General features: G+C 63.3%; 14 protein-coding genes. 6 read left to right on the top strand and 8 right to left on the bottom strand.

From position 1 onward, the window contains the following. Nucleotides 1-692: 692 nt before the first annotated feature. The 6 genes from GO592_RS37075 to GO592_RS37050 all read right to left on the bottom strand — a co-directional run bounded on the left by GO592_RS37075 (nt 693) and on the right by GO592_RS37050 (nt 8355). Complete coding sequence (locus GO592_RS37075) at nt 693-1715, bottom strand: NADPH:quinone reductase (RefSeq protein ID WP_007296163.1); 1023 nt, start codon at nt 1713-1715, stop codon at nt 693-695. Between the two features lie 114 nt (nt 1716-1829). Continuing rightward, on the bottom strand, nt 1830-3101 hold the full coding sequence (locus tag GO592_RS37070) for an acyl-CoA dehydrogenase family protein (protein WP_007296162.1): 1272 nt from the start codon (nt 3099-3101) through the stop codon (nt 1830-1832). Between the two features lie 106 nt (nt 3102-3207). Beyond that, entirely contained in the window at nt 3208-4806 is a 1599-nt protein-coding gene (locus GO592_RS37065) for an AMP-binding protein (protein ID WP_007296161.1), read from the bottom strand. Beyond that, nucleotides 4803-5834: an ABC transporter permease gene (locus GO592_RS37060; protein ID WP_007296160.1), complete on the bottom strand. Its 1032-nt coding sequence runs from the start codon at nt 5832-5834 to the stop codon at nt 4803-4805. The genes GO592_RS37065 and GO592_RS37060 overlap by 4 nt, the downstream gene beginning before the upstream one ends. Further along, entirely contained in the window at nt 5831-7369 is a 1539-nt protein-coding gene (locus GO592_RS37055) for a sugar ABC transporter ATP-binding protein (RefSeq protein ID WP_007296159.1), read from the bottom strand. The genes GO592_RS37060 and GO592_RS37055 overlap by 4 nt, the downstream gene beginning before the upstream one ends. Beyond that, on the bottom strand, nt 7366-8355 hold the full coding sequence (locus tag GO592_RS37050) for a substrate-binding domain-containing protein (RefSeq protein ID WP_237720363.1): 990 nt from the start codon (nt 8353-8355) through the stop codon (nt 7366-7368). The genes GO592_RS37055 and GO592_RS37050 overlap by 4 nt, the downstream gene beginning before the upstream one ends. A 335-nt stretch (nt 8356-8690) precedes the next feature. Between GO592_RS37050 and GO592_RS37045 the strand changes: the two genes are divergently transcribed. Next, complete coding sequence (locus GO592_RS37045) at nt 8691-9866, top strand: iron-containing alcohol dehydrogenase (RefSeq protein ID WP_007296157.1); 1176 nt, start codon at nt 8691-8693, stop codon at nt 9864-9866. A 112-nt stretch (nt 9867-9978) separates the two neighbouring features. On the opposite strand, the gene GO592_RS37040 is transcribed toward GO592_RS37045, so the two are convergent. Then, entirely contained in the window at nt 9979-10599 is a 621-nt protein-coding gene (locus GO592_RS37040; protein ID WP_011599260.1) for a TetR/AcrR family transcriptional regulator, read from the bottom strand. 73 nt (nt 10600-10672) lie between these two features. Continuing rightward, nucleotides 10673-11650, bottom strand: coding sequence for an NADPH:quinone oxidoreductase family protein (locus tag GO592_RS37035; protein WP_007296155.1), 978 nt, complete (start codon nt 11648-11650; stop codon nt 10673-10675). Nucleotides 11651-11782: 132 nt separating this feature from the next. Between GO592_RS37035 and GO592_RS37030 the strand changes: the two genes are divergently transcribed. From GO592_RS37030 to GO592_RS37010, 5 genes are all read left to right on the top strand, one after another. Further along, the gene (locus tag GO592_RS37030; RefSeq protein WP_011599261.1) at nt 11783-12832 is read left to right on the top strand and encodes a phosphotransferase family protein; all 1050 of its coding nucleotides are present in this window, start codon (nt 11783-11785) and stop codon (nt 12830-12832) included. 145 nt (nt 12833-12977) lie between these two features. Next, nucleotides 12978-13856 carry a MaoC/PaaZ C-terminal domain-containing protein gene (locus GO592_RS37025; RefSeq protein ID WP_007296153.1) on the top strand — a complete coding sequence of 293 codons (879 nt, stop codon included), beginning with the start codon at nt 12978-12980 and terminating at the stop codon, nt 13854-13856. Between the two features lie 83 nt (nt 13857-13939). Beyond that, nucleotides 13940-14701, top strand: coding sequence for an SDR family NAD(P)-dependent oxidoreductase (locus GO592_RS37020; RefSeq protein ID WP_007296152.1), 762 nt, complete (start codon nt 13940-13942; stop codon nt 14699-14701). A 119-nt stretch (nt 14702-14820) separates the two neighbouring features. Then, a complete protein-coding gene (locus GO592_RS37015; protein ID WP_007296151.1) occupies nt 14821-15582 on the top strand; it encodes a 3-hydroxyacyl-CoA dehydrogenase in 762 nt (253 codons plus the stop codon). A 222-nt stretch (nt 15583-15804) separates the two neighbouring features. Beyond that, nucleotides 15805-16953, top strand: coding sequence for a citrate synthase 2 (locus tag GO592_RS37010; protein ID WP_202715286.1), 1149 nt, complete (start codon nt 15805-15807; stop codon nt 16951-16953). The last annotated feature ends 1301 nt before the right edge of the window (nt 16954-18254 follow it).

The following is an 18254-nucleotide window of genomic DNA, read 5'->3' as shown; positions in this document are numbered from 1 at the left end:
CCCGAACGCAGATGCTGACGAGGGCTCGGACCACCATCGCGACTTGACGGATCGTCCAACTCCGACGCCGAGTGTCGAGAGCCGAGTGAATGGCCAGCGGTCGGCAGCTGGTCGGTGGCACTGGTGTAGCGGTCATCGGCGGAGGGGCGCAGTGACAGGCTCGCCTCGACGGCTTCGGGGCCGGTCTGTAGCCGTCGCTGCAGCAGTTCGCCGCACTCGGGGTTACCGGTGGACATCGGAGCGTTCGGCGTCTCGGTGGTGGGCGTTCGAAACGGGGTAGGTTTCTGCGAGTTGGTCACTGCATGTTGGATCGCATTCCAAGTCGTGGACGCTTTGCCAGAGCTTTTGGAGGAATCTCTGCCGAGACATTCCAAATGTCTGGAATATTTCGCCGGAAGGGGCTCCGCCGAAGGGAATCCAGATCTGGGCGAAGCGAAAGATCTCCTGCGCCTCACTCTGACGGTGTCGTCCCTTAGCCCTTCTCTGCCTGAGCTTGTGATAACGAGTCGATCGATAGGGGCGCGTCTGATCGTCAACCAGCGAGTTCCGGTCCACCCCAGTGGGGGATGAGGGTTGTTTCTGTGAGGGTCCAGCTGTATTCATGGCAATTCCAGGGCTGATGGAGGTTTGAGATCAGTGAACTCTTGGGTGGTTAGGAGATCTGTCGGGGATCTCGATCCTCTGAGGCGGAACTAGTGCGAGGCTATGTCGATGAGTACTTTGCCGATGGTGCCTCGTTCGACTGCGACATGAGCTTCCGCCGTCCGGTCGAGGTCATAGCGTTCGAGCGGTAAGCCGTGTTCGGTACCGACCTTCATTGCGCCGTCAGCGACGGCAGCGTTCACGCTGGCCACGGCGAGTTCCTTCTGGTCGGGTCTCGTCGTATAGGTGTAGGTGAAGCTGATGTGCACGTTCTTGACGAGAAGCCCAAGTGAGGGTGTCCGCAGTGTTTCGCCGTTGACGAATGTGTAGACGCTGATGGTCCCGTTCGGTGCGATCACGCTGACATCAACCTCGAGATTGGCTGCCAGATCGACTTCGACTATTCGTTGCACGCCGTTGGGTGCCAGCGCGGCGATGCGTGAGGCGACGTCCTCTGTGCGGTAGTTGATGATGTGGTGAGCGCCTGCGTTGCGGGCAAGCTGCGCTTTTTCCGCATTGCTCACGGTCGTGATGACGGTTGCGCCTGCCCACACGGCCAGTTGAATTGCGGCGTGCCCGACGGCTCCCGCTCCGCCGTGCACCAGCACACTGCTGGCTGTGAGTGCGCCCGGATGGAGTCGGCTGGGGCCACTCTCCGCGGAAGTGAGCGTGCGGTACGCGGTCAACGCGGGGATACCGAGCGACGCACCAACGTCGAAGCTGGCGGTCTCCGGAAGTGCTACTGCGTGGCGGGCGGGAATGACCACGTACTCCTGTGCCGTGCCTGATGCCCGGCCATAGGCCACATCCCACAGCCACACTCGTTGCCCAACAAAGAATCCGTTGACGTCGTCGGCGAGTGCGTCAATGACTCCGGCTCCGTCCTGGTTCGGTACCTGCTCGTCGAATTTCATGCCTGACGACTGGCCGGATCGGCTGCGCCAATCTGTCGGGTTGACCCCTGACACGACGAGGCGGACGCGGACATGGCCGGCCGGTATCTGCGGCATCGCCTTCTCTACCAGCTGCAGAACCTCGGGGCCGCCTGTCCGTGTGTAGATGACAGCTTTCATCCTTGTGCTCCTCGAGTCGATAACGATCAATAACGTGGGAGTGCGATGCGGGCGTCGGACACCCGCTCCCGGTGTGCCTGCCTCGGGGAAGCCCGGCCGACTCCGGGCCACCGTTCAGCCAACCTCTACCTTGCGGTTCGTCGTCGGCCGGACATCGGTCGCCGTAGTAGCGGCGGGTGGACTGTGATGCTTACGCAATTCGAAGTTGGCTATTGCGCGCTTGTGCACCTCGTCCGGACCGTCCGCGAGGCGCAGGATGCGTAGGTGCGCGTAGGCCATGGCCAACGGGAAGTCGTCGGTAACGCCTCCTCCGCCGTGCACCTGGATGGCACGGTCGACGATCTTCAGGGCGATCTGAGGTGCGGCTACCTTGATTGCCGCGATCTCGGTGCGAGCTGCCTTGTTTCCGACGGTGTCCATGAGGTGCGCGGCCTTGAGCGTGAGCAACCGGATCATCTCGATGTCGATGCGTGCCTCCGCGATCCAGTCCTGAACGTTGCTACGTTCGCTCAGTGGTTGCCCGAAGGTGGTTCGGGATTGGCCACGGGTGCACATCAACTCGAGTGCACGCTCGGCCATACCGATCGACCGCATGCAGTGGTGGATGCGTCCAGGTCCGAGCCGTGCCTGACTGATCGCGAAGCCCTCGCCCTCACCCTTGAGGACGTCTTTCGAGGGAACTCGCACATCCTTGAAGTCGATCTCGGCATGTCCTTCCCGATCCTGATAGCCGAAGACGGGGAGTCCGCGGAGGATGGTGACCCCGGGCGCGTCGATCGGGACGACCATCATCGACTGCTGCCGGTGCCTGGCCGCGGTGGGGTCGGTCTTCCCCATCACGATCATCACTTTGCAGTTCTTGTGCAACGCGTTGGAAGCGAACCATTTACGGCCGTTCAGCACATACTCGTCGTCGTCGCGTTCCATGGTCAGTTCGATGTTGGTGGCATCGGAACTCGCCACTGCCGGCTCGGTCATCGCGAACGCCGACGCCATGGTCCCGTCCAGGAGCGGCTTCAGGTACTTTTCCCTGTGCTCATCGGTTCCGAATAGCTCGAGCACCTCGATATTGCCCGTGTCGGGTGCGTTGCAGTTACACGCCTCCGATGCAAGATGGCTGCGACCCATGATCTCTGCGAGCGGCGCGTATTCCAGATTGCTCAACCCGGGACCTGAGCCGGAATGCGGGTGGAAGAGGTTCCACAACCCGCGAGCACGCGCCTCGGCCTTGAGTTCCTCGAGGATCGGTGGTTGGAAATGGGGGTCTCCCGATTCGCGCATCTGCAGGTCGTAGATGGTCTCGGCGGGGTAGATGTGCGAGTCCATGAATTCGAGTAGGTTGGATTGATACTTCTTTGTACGGTCCGAGAATTCGAAAAGCGACATGTGAGCTCCTGCCCGGTGGTGCGAGTAGTTCAGGGGTGTTCGTCGAGGCGTTGACTGTGCCGTCGACCTCTGCGGCTCCGCAGGGTGTGGGATTCGGTCTCCCGACTCATCTCGCGATCTTGATGCCCGCGGCTTCCCGGTCCCATGTGTCGGGGGTGATGCCCCACTCGCGAAGGGAGGTCTTTTGTATTTTGGCGGTGGGAGTTTTCGGTAGCTCGTCCACCAGCCGGATGTATCGGGGGATCATGTAGTACGCCATTCTCGGTTCGAGGAATCGGATCAGGGCGACGGGGTCGAGTGTGGTGCCGGGGACTGGCGCTACGACTGCCATCACTTCGTCCTCGGAGATTTCGCTGGCGACCGCGATCACGGCCGCCTCGCGAACGTGCGGATGTGCCATGATTTCGGCTTCGACTTCCATCGAGGAGATGTTTTCCCCGCGTCGTCGGATCGCGTCCTTGAGCCGGTCGGCGAAGTAGTAGTTTCCTTCGGCATCCCGTCGCGCGGTGTCGCCAGTGTGGAACCACCCGTTGCGCCAGGCCTTGGCTGTTGCCTCCGGCATCTGGAAGTACCCGTGGTTCATCGCCCAGGGGGCGTCGGTCCGGATGATGATTTCGCCGACTTCACCGATGGGCACCTCCCGGTCGGCGTCGTCGACCAGCCTGATCTCGACGCCGGGGCGTGCCTTGCCGCAGGTTCCGTGTTGGGTGGGGTTGGGGCCGGAAATGATCGGCGCCGAGAGCTCGGTCATGTTGTAGATCGTGTAGACGTCGACACCGAATCGTGTGGCGAACGCCGCGATGTCGTCGAGGAGGGGGACGATGAACACCTTGGTCAGCGGATTGTCGGCGTCGTCGTCTCGGGGTGGCCGGCGATCGACGAAGTTGGCCATGACGCCGAGCAGAAACACCATGGTGCTGTGCGTGTCGCGGATTTGGCTCCAGAAGCGTTCGCCGCTGAACCTGTCGACGACCGCGACCGACCCGCCGTTGATCAGCATCGCGTAGAGCAGCGTCGCCCCACCGACGTGGAAGGCCGGCATGTTGATCAGGAAACGGTCGTCGGCCGTCATGATGGGCATCGTTTCCGGTCCGAACATGGCGTACGCCTGCATGTATGAGGACAGGACGCCCTTGGACGGGCCGGTGGTGCCGGATGTGTACAGGATCGCCTGGGTGTGCCAGGGTTCGATCGGTGTGATCGGTTCCGGCGGCGCGCCGTCGACGTCCGCAAGCTCGTCGGCGGTCACGATCGTGATTCCGTCGATGGTGGTTCGATCGCCGCCGACCTGGACTGCGAGTCGAACTTTGCCGCGTTCGTCGATCTCGTTCAGCCGCGGCAGCAGTTCCGCGTCGCCGATGACGATTTCAGCATCGGAGTTGGTGAGCACATGCGAGAGGACGCCGCCTCGATAGGCGGTGTTGATCGGCACGAACACCGCACCGAGATAGTTGATTGCGAACCAGAAGCGCAGGACATCGGGGCCGTTGGGTAACCAACACACGACGTTGTCACCCTGACGGACTCCGATGGACTCCAGTGAGGCCGCTGTCTGTCGTACGTTCTGCAGCAACTCCGCCCTGGTCCAGGTCGGGCCCCCGTCGAAGATGACGAACACCTTGTCCGGATCTTCGATTGTGCGACGTTCGAGCAGGTACCGCAGGACGAGTCTGTCGCGAGGGGGGATTCGTGGATCCGTGGTCACGACTGTTCCTTTCGAAGATAGCGAGTAACGAGAGCTGCAATCAGCAGTACGACGCCGGCGAAGATCGGTTCGATGTAGAACGGCACACCGATCAGCTGCAATCCGGTCGAGCCCACGGCCAGCACCAAGACCGCGAGGATAGTGCCGGTGACGTTGAAGGTGCCCGGTCGGATCGATGTGGCGCCGAGGAAGCAGGCCGCGAAGGCCGGTAGCAGGAACTCGGGCCCAGTGGTGGGGTTGGCCGATCCCAACTTGGAAACCAGCAGGACACCGCCGATACCGCACAAAAATCCTGATGCGGCGAACGTGGTGATGGTCAAGCGATCCACGCTCAAGCCGGATAGCCGTGACGCCTCACTCGAGCCGCCGACCGCGTACAGATACCGCCCCGTCGGGGTCATCCGAAGGACGTACCCCATCACGAGCGCGATCACGATTACCAGGAGGAACGGGATCGGGATGTAGAGGATGGAGCTGCGCCCGATGTCGGTAAGTGCACTCGGGATGTTGTCGACGATGACCGTTCCGTCGGTGCTCCAGATGACGATTCCTGACAGTAGGGAGCTGACCGCGAGGGTCGCCACGAAGGAGCTGATGCCGATCTTGGCCACCAAGAACCCGTTGACGAACCCGAGCAGGGTCGACAGAACGATCGCGACCGCAATACCTGCGCCGGTCGAGAAACCCAGTTCACTCGTCGCCATCGCAACTGCAATTGACGCCATGCCCATGTTGGCACCGACCGAGAGGTCGTACTGGCCCACGATGAGCGGAAGCATCGCCCCGAGCGCGACCAGAATGAGTACCGCCTCGGATCCGAGGAGGGTTGTGAAGTTTCCCTGGGTCGCGAAGGTTTCCGGTTGCAGCACGGAGAACAGTGCGATGAACGCCAGCAAGATCACGGGTAGGGCCCATTGGGCGGCGCGAACACTCGTCCGGGTCGGCGCTGTGCGCGCGGGCGGACGCGGTTCGACCGTGGAGTCGGCCGAGACCGGTGACGTCGTGGTTTCCGTCGGTGGTGTGTTCATCCCGCGTCCTTCAAGTATGCGAGTTCGACCATTCGATCGACCGTCTTCGATTCGTTTTCGAGTTCTGCCACCAACTGCCCGTCCCGCAGGACCAGCACTCGATGACAGAGTGCGTTCAGGTCCTCGAAATCCGAACTGACCATGATCACGGTGGAGCCGTGTTCGGCGACCCACTGTTCGATCAGGTGGTAAATGTCGCTCTTGGACCCGACGTCGACGCCTTGTGCGGGCTCATCGAGCAGGAGAATGGTGGGGCTGATTTCGATCCACTTGGCCAGCACACCCTTTTGTTGGTTGCCGCCGGAGAGTCGACCCATCATCTGTGCGGCGTTGCCCGGGCGGATGTCGTATGCCCCGATGAGTTCTCGAACGCGCTTCGTCTCGGGCCCCACTTGTATCCGCCCGTACTTCCAGTAGCGGCCGACCGTGAGCAGTGAAAGGTTCTCCGCGACCGTCATGCGCCCGAACACACCGTGGTGGATTCTGTCCTCGGGGACGTGAGCGATTCCAGCCTGGATGGCGCTCGCGGGATGGCGGAAGTCCACGTCCTGGCCGTGGAGTCGAATGCGTCCGCTTCGGCGTTGCTGCGCGCCGAAGAGCAAGCGGATGATTTCACTGCGACCCGATCCTTGAAGGCCGGCGATTCCGAGGATCTCGCCTCGGTGCGCGGTGAATGAGACGTCCGACACCCGGGTTGCGGTCAGTCCCTCGACCTCGAGGACCACGCTCTCCCGGGCCTTCGGTGCGGATTCGGGGTACAGCGTGACCAGGTCACGACCGACGATCTTTTGTACCAGTGTGCGTTCGTCGAGGTCGGCAATGTCGAACGTGCCGATCTTCTTGGAGTCGCGGAGCACCGTTACGCGATGGGCGACATCGAAGACTTCCTGCAGGCGGTGGGACACGAAAAGGACCGCCGTTCCCTGCTCTGCGAGACGCCGGACCACCTGGAACAGGGCGTCCACCTCCGACCGTGGCAGAGCGGCCGTGGGCTCGTCCAGCACAATGAGACTTGCGCCGTCCTTCGCGCTCGCCAGTGCCCGTGCGATTGCGATAGTCGCGTGCTCACTCGCTGACAGTGTCGAGGCCAGCGCGTGGGGTGGGATGTCCTCTCGTCCGAGTATCGCCAGCGCCTCCGTTGCCTTGTTCGCTTGCGTGCGCCACTGGATCCGCCCTCCCCTGGTGGCGAACCCGGCACCGAGGGCCATGTTCTCCATGACGCTGAGGGTCGGCACAATCCCGAAGTCTTGGTGTACGAAGACCAGTCCTCGTTCCACGGCCTGGGCAGCGGTGTACGGGATCGCAAGTCCTTTACCGCGGACGTTCAATTCGGCGCCCCCGTCCGGGGCTTGGTAGCCGGACAGGCACTTGATGAAGGTCGACTTTCCGCATCCATTCTCACCGACAAGTGCGTGAATCTCGCCGGGCTCGAGCACGAGATCGAAGTCAGTGAGGGCCCGCTGTCCCGGGAAGGTCTTCGAGAATGAGCGGATCTCGACAGCGTGCACTCCGCCTCCGGCCGGGTCCGAGGTCACGAGACGCCCCAGAGTTGGGTGAACGCGGCGGCGGGGTCGCTGTCGCCGAGATAGGTCTCGCCCTCGCCGGGTGCATTGCTCTTGATCACGAGCTTGTCCTTGACGCCCTGGTCGACGGGTTGTTCGCCGGCAAACACCCGGTTGAATTGATCGACGCCCGCGTAGGCGATCCACTTGTACGGCGAGGCCACGGTGCCGGCCTCGACGTCCCCGTCGCGGATCCACTTGACATTGAGGTCGATGGGATCGAAGCCGTATGCGCGTTGGCCATCTTGTACCAGTCCTGCCGATCGCAATTCAGGAAGTACGAACGTCAGGGGCGCGTCGTACGGCGCGAACAGCGCGTTCCATCCCGGGTTCTTCCGGAGCAGGGCGACGGTCTGTTTGGGCAGTGAGGTACTGATGTCTTGGACGAGGAAGTTCTGCTGTCCGACCAGTTCACAGCTCGCACCCGCAGCCTTGCACTCGTCGATGAATTTCACAACACCCTGCTGGCGGCGAATGGTGTTTCCGAACTCACTGTCTTGCAGCAGGATTGCCTTCAGGTTCGCGTCACCGTCGATGAAGGCCTGGGCAGCGAGCGCGTAACCGTCCCGCTCGTGCTGGGTGGCTGCGGGAAGTTCGTCGACCAACAGTTCCGGCTCGTCAATGCACGAGAAACAGATGGTCTCGAGACCGGCGTCGCCTGCCGCCTTGAGTGGAGCCTGAATCGTGGAGGAGTCGATCGCGACTGTGAAGATTCCGTCTGCCTTCATGCTGACTGCGCGGTTGACAGCATCGGCCATCTTGGCGGGGTCGCCGGCCGGGTCGATCATGATCGTCTTCCAGCCGATGGCGTGGGCGGCTTCTGCGAACTGGTCGACCGCGAATTTGCAGCCCTGCGCGGCAGCAGAACACGGGATAGTGACGATCGTCTTGTCTTTGACTGCGGGAGGTCCACTTGTCGGCACAGTCAGAGGAATCTCGCCCGACGCGGCTTTCGCCACCTGTTCAGCGTGCGTGAGGAAGGCCCTCGCCGACTCACTGTCGCCCGGGCCCGAGCTCGTCCCGCCACCATCGGAACCGCATCCCACCGTTCCGAACACTATGGCGATGGCTCCCACGAGAGCCGCTCTCTTGAACACGTCATTTCCTCCAGTTGGCCGCTAGCCCCGCCCAAGACCACCCATATGAGTGGACTGATCAGTACGGTCGCATGAACCAAATCTCGTGTCAAGGGTCACATCATTTCCGTGAAACTCGTAGACTCTCCCTTGAATGAACGGTACATTTTGTGTCACGCGATCCTGCGTTCACGCACAGAGACTTGGAGTGTTTGGTTATGCCGGAGATTGTGAAATTCGAAATGCCGCGGGTGGAGACGGTCGTGCAAGGGGTTGGCGCGGTGCGCGAAATCGGTGCCGAACTCGATCGCCGCGACCTCAAGCGTGTGTTTCTGGTGACAGGCCACTCTGTAGGATCAAGTGAGGCTTTCGCTGCACTGGCGTCAGACCTCGGCGACCGCGTGGTCGGGATATTTGACCAGGTCAAAGCGCACAATCCCGTGGAACTCATCGTCGAACTGATCACAGCGGCAAAGTCCGCACAGGCAGAAGCATTCGTCGCCGTGGGTGGCGGGTCACCGGTCGACGCCGCGAAGCTGGCAGCGATCGGCCTCTGCGAAGGTTCGGAGTCGGTCGAGGACCTCGCCCGCAACTACCTGGTATTCGAGTACCCGAACACAATCCATCAGAAGCCCCTGACCGGGACACCCATGCCGGTCTTTGCCGTGCCGACGACGCTCTCCGCAGCGGAATGGGACGGCTTCGCCGGCTCGGTCGACCATACCCGCGACACCAAGGACCTGACCGTCTACCTCGAAGCGACGCCGCAGGTCGTCTTCCTCGATCCCGAGTTCTGCGCTCACACCCCCCGTGACCTGTGGGCCACTACCGGAGTCCGTGCGCTCGACCACGCAGTGGAGACCGCGTACGCCAAGAACGCGCACCCCTTCACCACGGCGTTGGCGAATGGGGCCCTGACGATGCTGGCCGAGAATCTGCCCCGGTCGGTGAAGGATCCACACGATTACGACGCGGCACTGAAGTGTCTCGAGGCCGCGTGGATGTCGATCATCGGAGTCCACAACGTGTCACTGGGCCTGTCCCACGCGATCGGTCACCAGCTCGGCGCCGTGGGCATCCCGCACGGGGTGACCTCGTGCATCATGCTTCCCCACGTGATGCGCTTCCTCGAGCCGGTGACGTCCGCCGAACAGGCACGAATGGCCCAATCGCTCGCACAGGTTCAAGGTGACGGCGAGGACCTTCCGGCGGCCGACAGGCTCGAACGGATCCTCGACGAACTCGGAGTCCCTCGCCGGGTCTCCGAGTTCGGGGTCGGACGCGACAAAATGGACGGAGTGGCGCGGGCCACGCTGGGCGACATCGTGGTGCGTGAGTCGCCCCGGCCGGTGGACGAGACGGTGGTGTACGGGCTGCTCGAAACCGTGTGGTGAGTGCGGATGCGCCCGTATAGCGCGGCTGACAGCCGATAACGAAGGAGGAGGCCCCGGGCGATCCGCCCGGGGCCTCCTCCTTCGTCACCGCAGGGAGCTGGCCCCCATGGCCTCAGAGGTCCCGCTCGAGCACTCCCTCCAGCAACGAGTCGCTGAACAGGTCCGCGATCTCCTCTGGAGTCCGATCACCGTCTGGACGGATCCACGAGTACGAGTAGTTGTAGAGACCGAGAATACCCTTTGTGACCAGGGGGTCCAGGACCCGGAACTCACCGGCTCTGGCACCACCCTCCAAGACCTCGACCACCATGCTCTCGTATCGTTCGCGGGCCTCCTGGATCACGACACGCCGCTGCCCAGTCAGGGCCTTGAACTCTTGGAACGACACCGTCCACTCCACCACGTTGTCGGCGATGTTGCGCAACGCCACACGCATCAGTTCCCGAAACCGCTCCTGGTAGGTGCTGTCCATCGCCAGGACCCGGCCCGACTGCGTCAGCAGGTCCGCCATGCGCGTGTGGCAGATCTCGAACAACACTGCTTCCTTGTTCCCGATGTGGTGATAGAGCGCGCCCTTGCCGAGCTGGGTTTCCTTCGAGATCTCCTCGACACCGGTGCCGTGGTAGCCGTTCTCAGCGAAGAGCTTGGCCGCCGCATCCATGATGCGCTGCCTGGATTCCACGCCGATGCGAGTAGTTCGACGCGTCGAACTACCCAGCTTGACATCAGACATTTGATGGTCCCTTCGCTTGTACATCAGGCCGCAGGCCTACACCATTCGGAGAAGATCAGAGCACTCTGGTCGATTAGTCCACTACATCGACCGCGAGAACCACCTTTCCGGTAGCGGTACGGTCCTCCATCGCGGTGAGAGCCTTCGCCGCGTCGGCCAACGGGTACACGTTGCCCACCACAGGTCTGATGAACCCCTCCCGTGCCAGCCGGGTGAGCTCAGCGGCGGATTCCGCCGCGATGGACTCGTCCTGCTCGATGAAGCCGCCCCAGTACACGCCCACGACATCGATATTCTTCAGCAACAGGCGATTGACCGCGATCTCGGGGATGCCTCCGGCAGCGAATCCGATTACCAGATGGCGGCCTTCCCGACGCAGGAGCCGGATCGAGTCGGCGAAGAAGTCGCCTCCCACCGGGTCCACCGTCACGTCCACGCCTCCTGGAGCAGCCGCCCGGACAGCCTCGGCCCAACCGTCACCCGCCACCACGACGGCGTCAGCCCCCGCAGACTCAGCAACCCCGACGTTGGCATCGGAGTCGACAACAGCGGTCACCGTCGCTCCCAGGCCTTTCGCGACCTGGATGGCCGCGGTGCCCACACCTCCGGCCGCTCCGTGCACCAGCACGTGCTCCCCCGCCTTCACACGTCCCCGCCGAACCAGCGCGAAGTGCACGGTTTGGAAGTTCATCGCGAACGCCGCACCCTGATGGAACGACAATTCGTCCGGCAGCGGAAATGTCACTGAGGGCTGGGCCACCACGACCTCGGCATATCCCCCGCGTGGGATGTACGCGGCGCAGCGGTCACCAGCCTTGACCGACGCACCGTCCGGGGCGGAACGCACGAGACCTGCGACCTCAACTCCCGGCACGAACGGCAGTTCCGGCCGAACCTGGTATTTGCCGCGCGTCATCAAAGCGTCGACGAAGCTCACACCTACAGCCTTCACGTCGATGACAATCTCGTCGACCGCCGCGACAGGCTCGTCAAGATCGACGAACTCCACCGCACCGGGACCATCCAGCGTCGAGATCTGTACTGCTTTCACGTTGGTTTCCTCACGTTCGACTCCCTGTACCGATCGTACAGTTATTGATTTGCCTGGCATCTGAATCTTGACGAGTTAAATCGCCGAGCCTTAGTGTACCGATCATTCAGTTAAGATAGAAGGGTGGCGGACATGAAAGAACAGTTAGACGAAGTCGTCGGGCTTCCGAGGGCCCCTGTGGACCGATGGCTCCGATCCGCCGTCGGGGACAGATTCGATCTCGCCGGCTGGTACGCAGAACCCATCTCCGGAGGCCTGTCGAACCTGACATACCGACTGCGGTTCCAGGACCAATCGGTCATCCTGCGACGACCACCCCTGGGCGGCGTCCTGCCCAGCGCCCACGACATGCACCGCGAATGGACACTGCTCGTCGCCCTACATCCCACGCGCGTGCCGGTTCCCGAACCCCTCGCCCTGTGCTCCGACAACTCCGTCCTCGGCGGAACCTTTTATGTAATGTCCGACGTCGCCGGCGCAGTGCTTCGAACCCACGAGGACACCGGAGCACTGGCGATGCCCCAACGGCAATGGCTTTCCACAGCCCTTGTGAACGCGCTTTCGGACCTCCACGCCCTGGTTCCGGACGGCGTCGGTCTCGGCGACTTCGGGCGCCCCAACGGATTCAACGAGCGTCAGGTGCGGCGCTGGAGACAGCAGTGGCAGCAATCGAGTCGGCAGGAGCTGCCAGACATGGATGCACTCTTCACCAAGCTCGGCGAACAGATACCTGCGACGAGTGACGTCGCCATCGTTCATGGCGATTACCGCCTCGACAACATGATCCTCAACCTCGGCCCACGTGACCCACACATCAACGCGATCGTGGATTGGGAGCTGTCGACGCTCGGCGACCCACTCGCCGATCTTGGACTGGCATTGACCTATTGGCACGATCTCGATGACCAGGAGCGCGCGCTCATCCCGGTCGCTCTCGGCGTCACTGCACACCCCGGGTTCATGTCGGCCGCTGAAATCGCCGAGCACTACTCCACGGTCAGTGGCCGCAATCTCGACAACCTGAGCTTCTACGTCGCGCTGGGCGCGATGAAACTCGCGGTGATCCTCGCGGGAGTCGACGCCCGATTCACCGACGGGCACATGGCCCAGCGCAGCTCGCTGGGTCTGGACGAAGCCGTCCGCGTCCTTGTAGCCCGCGGGCTACGCCAACTCGCCACCTGACAACCGGGGGAACCATGAGTAAACGCACAATCCAGCAGGCACTCGCCCGCCATCGCAGCGATACCCCGACCCAAGGCACGCGACCCCACTACCCGGCGGCATGCCTCGTTCACCCCCTTGGGTCCGCTGACAGGGGCGTCCCCCTGTGATCACCGAGGATCGCATCATCCGCGTGCTCCCCGCGGACACCCCCGGCCTCGTTCGAGCGGTCGAGCACGTGATCGACGACCGGTGGCTCCGCGCCTACGCCGCGTCGGTCGGCGACACCCGACCCGAGTTCTTCGACCTCGAGCACAGCGGCGGAATCATCGGCCATCCAGTCTTTCCCGTGTGCATCGAATGGCCGCTCGTCGAACACGGCGCGCCGGGAATAGAACTGACCGTCAACACTCTGAGGCTGGGCCTGCACGTGTCCCATCAGATGCGGTTGCATGCTCCCCTGCGGCCGGCGCAACGGGTACGAACCGAGGCCGAGTTATACCTGGCAGAGGCCCGCACCGACGCAACGCTCATCGCCACCAGGTTCCGGACCTCCTCGTCGACCGGTGAGTTGCTCGTCACGACAATCCTCCACATGCTCTACCGGGGCGTACGCCTCGAAGGCTCCAAGACCCCCGACTATCCGCATGAAGTCACCCCACGATCCGGCACCGACCTCGCCCCCCTCGCGAAGTTCAAGGTCGACGCAACGAACGCGGTCATCTACACCGAGTGCGCGAGAATTTGGAATCCCATCCACACCGACATCCGCGTGGCCCACGCTGCGGGACTTCCTGACACCGTCCTGCACGGTACCGAGACACTCGCGCGGGCGGTCTCAACCATTTCTCGTGCCGGCGCCCTCCCCGCAGGGGCGGTGATCACCGGTATCGGCTGCCGGTTCACCGGACCGGTATTTCCCGGTGCCACCCTCACGGTCAGCGCCGCGGATCTATCAGAGGACTCCGTTGCCTTCGACGTCCAGGACTCCGACGGCACATCGTCGATCTCGGACGGCTCCATCACCTTCGAACTTCCATCCTGACGGACTGTCGACTGCCCCTCTTAGACAACGCTTTCACGCTTCGAGCGCCTCCACCCGAATACCCGCCACTAAAGGATTAGTCAATGTCGATCTTGGAACAATTCCGCTTCGACGACAAGGTAGTCGTCGTCACCGGGGCATCCTCGGGGTTAGGTGTCGCGTTCGCGCGGGCGTTCGCGGAGGCAGGCGCTGATCTGGTCCTCGCCGCACGCCGCGCCGACAAACTGGCCGCCACTGCAACCATGGTCGAAGAGACGGGACGACGGGCGCACACGGTGGTCACCGACGTGACCTCACCGCAGGACTGCACGGCTATGATCGACGCCGCGATCGACACCTTCGGCCGGGTGGACGTGCTGATCAACAACGCCGGTGTCGGAACCGCAGTGCCGGCGCTGCGGGAAACACCCGAACAGTTCACCTCGGTGATGGAAATCAACCTCCACGGGACGTACTGGGCCGCGCAAGCAGCCGCATCCGTGATGGCGCCCGGTAGCGCCATCATCAACATCACGAGCATCCTGGGCCTGACAACGGCTGCACTTCCGCAGGCTGCATACGGCTCCAGCAAAGCGGGGGTCATAGGCCTGACCCGCGACCTCGCGCAACAGTGGGGCATACGGAAAGGTATCCGTGTCAACGCGGTCGCCCCAGGATTCTTCGAATCCGAGATGACCGCACAATACAAGCCCGGGTATCTGGATAGCCTGCAACCACGAATGCTACTCGGGCGCATCGGCATTCCCGACGAACTTGCCGCGACCGTGGTGTGGTTGGCCTCACCCGCGGCGGGATACGTCACAGGACAGACAATCGCCGTCGACGGCGGCATGACGATCACCTGACCCAGCACATCGACCCAAACCCGATGCGACCGATCCTTCACGTTGCTCGGGCCCATCCGCCACCAGTTCCTCGGAACCGATGGCACACCAATTCGACCCGAAAGCAGGAAGCCACAACAATGCTTATTCCAGATAGTGCCTGTGTGATCACCGGCGGCGCCTCGGGCCTCGGCCTGGCCGCGGCGAAGTCACTTCTCAACGAAGGCGCAGCAGTGGTCATAGTCGACCTTCCCACCTCACGCGGTGATTCGATAGCCGAAAGGCTCGGTGACCGAGTCAGATTCGTAGCCGCAGATGTCACCGACGAACAAGCCATCTCCTCCGCCCTTGATGTGGCGGAGACCCTTGGCCCGGTACGCGTGGCAATCAACTGCGCCGGCATCACCAACGCGATCAAGACCGTCGGCAAGTCCGGGCCCTTTCCGCTCGCCGATTTCGCCAAAGTTGTGTCGGTGAACCTTATCGGCACGTTCAACGTCCTCCGTCTCGCTGCCGAACGCATAGCCCAGACCAAACCCATCGACGGTGAACGCGGCGTCATCATCAACACCGCATCGGTTGCCGCCTTCGACGGTCAGATCGGTCAAGCCGCGTATTCCGCCTCCAAGGGCGGGGTCGCCGGCATGACCCTGCCCATCGCACGCGATCTGGCATCGTTGATGATCCGCGTTGTCACCATCGCCCCGGGATTGTTCAAGACCCCGCTCCTTGCCTCACTACCGCTGGAGGCCCAAAGATCACTCGGAGCGCAAGTTCCCCACCCGTCGCGTCTCGGAGACCCCTCCGAATACGGAGCACTCGCGGCGCATATCGTCTCCAACCCGATGCTCAACGGTGAAACCATCCGACTCGACGGCGCAATCCGCATGTCGCCACGCTGACAAACCCGGAGCGTCTGTCCAGCATGACTTCTCAGCGTCCTCCATTCGGATTCCAGCCCTTGCAGGCTGGCATCAACAGTGTCATCACACCGCCGACTGCTTCGACTCACGAGACCCCGGTGCCGCAACGGGCCGAGATCACGACACGAGTCGCAGCTATTGCTCTGTTTCCAGTGGCGCAAGGCAGTCGCCCAAGCCACCACGAGTGAAAGAAATACCATGATGAGCGCACCATCGATTGTCACCAATCGAACTCCTGAAGCACCGGAGCATTTCAACCCTGGTCTGGAAGGTGTGGTCGCGTTTACCAGCGACATCGCCGAACCCGACAAGGACGGCGGCGCCCTGCGCTACCGCGGCGTCGACATCGAAGAACTGGTCTCCAAGCACGTCACGTTCGGCAACGTGTGGGCCCTGCTCGTCGACGGCCGCTTCGGCCCCGGACTGCCCCCGGCCGAACCGTTCCCCCTGCCCGTGCACACCGGCGACGTCCGCGTCGACGTCCAGGCCGGCCTCGCCATGCTCGCCCCCATCTGGGGATACCAGCCCCTCCTCGACATCGACGACGACACCGCCCGCGAACAACTCGCCCGCGCCTCCGTGATGGCCCTGTCCTACGTCGCCCAATCCGCCCGCGGCATCTACCAGCCCGCCGTCCCGCAGAAACGGATCGACGAAGCCAAGACCGTCACCGAACGGTTCATGGTCCGCTGGAAGGGCGACCCCGACCCCGCCCACGTCGCCGCCATCGACGCCTACTGGGTCTCCGCCGCCGAACACGGCATGAACGCCTCCACCTTCACCGCCCGCGTCATCGCTTCCACCGGCGCCGACGTCGCCGCGTCCCTGTCCGGGGCGATCGGCGCGATGTCCGGCCCACTGCACGGCGGCGCCCCCGCCCGCGTCCTACCGATGATCGAGGACACCGAAAAGACCGGCGACGCCCGCGCCCTGGTCAAGGGCATCCTCGACCGCAAGGAAAAGCTGATGGGCTTCGGGCACCGCGTCTACCGCGCCGAAGACCCCCGCGCCCGGGTGCTGCGCGCCACCGCGAAACGCCTGAACGCCCCCCGCTACGAGGCCGCCGCCGCCCTCGAACAGGCCGCCCTCGCCGAACTGCGCGAGCGCCGCCCCGACCGGGCCATCGAAACCAACGTCGAATTCTGGGCCGCGGTCATCCTCGACTTCGCCGAGGTCCCCGCGCACATGATGCCCGCGATGTTCACCTGCGGCCGCACCGCCGGCTGGTGCGCCCACATCCTCGAGCAGAAGCGTCTCGGCAAGCTCGTCCGCCCCGCCGCCATCTACACCGGACCCGCGCCCCGCACCCCCGAGTCCGTCGACGGCTGGGAACAGATCACCAGCGCGTAGATCCCGCCCTGCCACGAGAAGGGGAGACAGGTTGTGTCGCAACGTCACGCCGACGACGACATACCCGACCGTGCAATGGTGCGGCCCCACTCGGCGGGTCGCCCACACGGAAGATCCTCACCGAATTCGGCGCCGGCGAACACCGACATCGACTCCCCGATGCGGTGCGCTTCCCTCGGCCCAAGCGCGCCGAGGAGGCCTCGCTCACCTCGACAGGGGTACGGAGCGTCAATTCTCGCCGGACCGGAGAGCGCACCGCACGAGGGACAGAAAATGTCCGAACGCACCCGCGGCGTGACCTACCAGGCGGCCGGGACCCGCAACGGGGCCGCAACACGTTGACGTCCCTTCACTATCCGGCTGAACAATGGTGATCACATGCTCGAACAGCCAGTCAGGGGACCCTACCGGGTGGAGCCCGATGTTCCGCGAGACTCTGGCGCCTGCCCCGACGACGCCGGCTCCTTCGAATCGGATCTCCGCAGGTACCGACGATGGCGCGACCGGAGAGGCGGAGTCACATCGAACCGGGCGGCCGCGGCCGAGCAAGGACGCGGAAGACATCCTCGAAGTTACCCACGTCTGGGCACCATTCGGCGGCGCACCGGAGGAGGAAGTCTTCGTCCGATTCGGGATACCGCCGACGCTGTTCACGGAAAGGCTCTGGCATCATCGCGGTGTTCGGCTGCGACGCGGCGGTCGCCAAACAATTCAGGAAGGTCCACCCCTGTCGGCGATCACCTTGGATGATCACCGACCCCAGGTTTCCGCGGCAGCACCACCGCCCTGATAGCTACCGTCCACGCCTCACCCTCACGCACCTCGACGAACACCCCATCCGCCGGGAACACCCCACCGGCAGGGGCAGCCACACCCGCCCCCGCTCGTCACGTTCTCGACAACCGCAACGTCCGTAGACATCACAACTCCAAACCCGCGGACAACACCCTGGCCTCACCGAAGCGGAAAGGTCGTCAACCCCCTCCGCCCCACATCAATTGGGACACCGAAAACATAGCCCAACCCACCGACACAAACAACACGAAACACACTGCACAACAAGCGACTTCGAGCCGTATACCGCTCACAAAAACACCCGGGAATCAACCCCGAACACAAAAACGCCACCTACCCATCCCGTGCCGGGGCACGGGATGGGTAGGTGTTACCGCTCTGGCACTATTGCTGCTCGTGCGTCCACTGAACGATCCACTTGTCGCCCTCGATGCGAAGCTCGATGTCATCCGGCACCTGAGGCTCCCCGAGGCCCAACAGCTACACGAGTACGCGCTCAAACAGGG

Origin of the sequence: Rhodococcus sp. 21391 (assembly GCF_016772255.1) — a bacterium.
Taxonomy (GTDB): Bacteria; Actinomycetota; Actinomycetes; order Mycobacteriales; family Mycobacteriaceae; genus Rhodococcus_F; species Rhodococcus_F opacus.
This window is presented reverse-complemented; position numbering and strand designations above follow the sequence as displayed.